Here is a 1,046-nt window from a genome sequence, read left to right as displayed (position 1 = left end):
GCTTGTTCGGCCAACAGTTTGCCGTCGCTGTTATCGAGGCTCTGCGCAGTGACATCCACCTGTTTGCCGCTTTGGGCCGTTCCGCTATGGTTATCCCAGTAGCCCTGAGTACGAATATCCAGGGCATCAGCCGCATCGAGCAGCCCGTGCTGGTTATCTATCGACTGATGACTGTCAAGCAGTAAATGTCCCTTACTGACGATCTTACCCTGTGCATTGTTCAGGTGCTGCGCCGTCAATTGCAACGTTTCGCCCCGGATGTCGCCGGACTGGTTATTGATATTGTCGGTGACGTTCAGGATCAACGCCTGAGCAGCCGACAGCTTGCCGCCGGGGTTATCAACGTGACTGCTATCAATGCTGCTGTTATCCATGCTACGGGCGGAGGCGGTCACCTGCTTGCCGCCCTGAGTGATACCATCGCGGTTATCCCAGTGACCGTCAGTCTGGATCTTCAGCACATCATCGGCTTTAATAAGTCCGTGCTGATTACCCATGTCCTGATTGATCTTAAGCTGCAGATGCCCCTGACTGACAATCTTGCCTTTCGTATTCGTCAGCGTCTGTGCAGTCAGTTCCAGCGCTTTGCCCTGGATATTACCGGACTGGTTACCGACGCTGCCGGCCGCTTTCAACGTCAGCATCTGATCGGACAACAGCTTGCCCCCGCCGTTTTGGATATCACCCCCCAACGTCACGTTTAATGCGGACAGCCCCTGCAACGTGCCGCGCTGGTTATCGATGGTGCCCGTCGTGTTCACGGTCAGCGCTTGTTCGGCCAACAGTGTGCCATCGCTGTTATCGAGGCTGTGCGCAGTGACATCTACCTGTTTACCGCTTTGGGCGGTTCCGCTGCGGTTATTCCAGTGACCCTGGGTGCGAATATCCAGGGCATCAGCCGCATCGAGCAGCCCGTGCTGGTTATCTATCGACTGATGACTGTCAAGCAGAAAATGGCCTTTACTGACGATCTTACCCTGTGCATTGTTCAGGTGCTGCGCCGTCAATTGCAACGTTTCGCCCCGGATGTCACCGGACTGGTTATT

At 55.3% G+C, this 1,046-nt stretch carries 1 pseudogene; it reads right to left on the bottom strand.

The window, feature by feature from the left end:
* Positions 1-1,007: pseudogene (locus FE394_RS19960) on the bottom strand (hypothetical protein); the annotation flags it as partial.
* Between the last annotated feature and the right edge of the window lie 39 nt (positions 1,008-1,046).

It is taken from the genome of Xenorhabdus littoralis, assembly GCF_033949345.1.
Lineage (GTDB): Bacteria > Pseudomonadota > Gammaproteobacteria > Enterobacterales > Enterobacteriaceae > Xenorhabdus > Xenorhabdus littoralis.
Note: the sequence above shows the minus strand (reverse complement) of the source record. Positions and strands in the feature narration are given on the sequence as shown.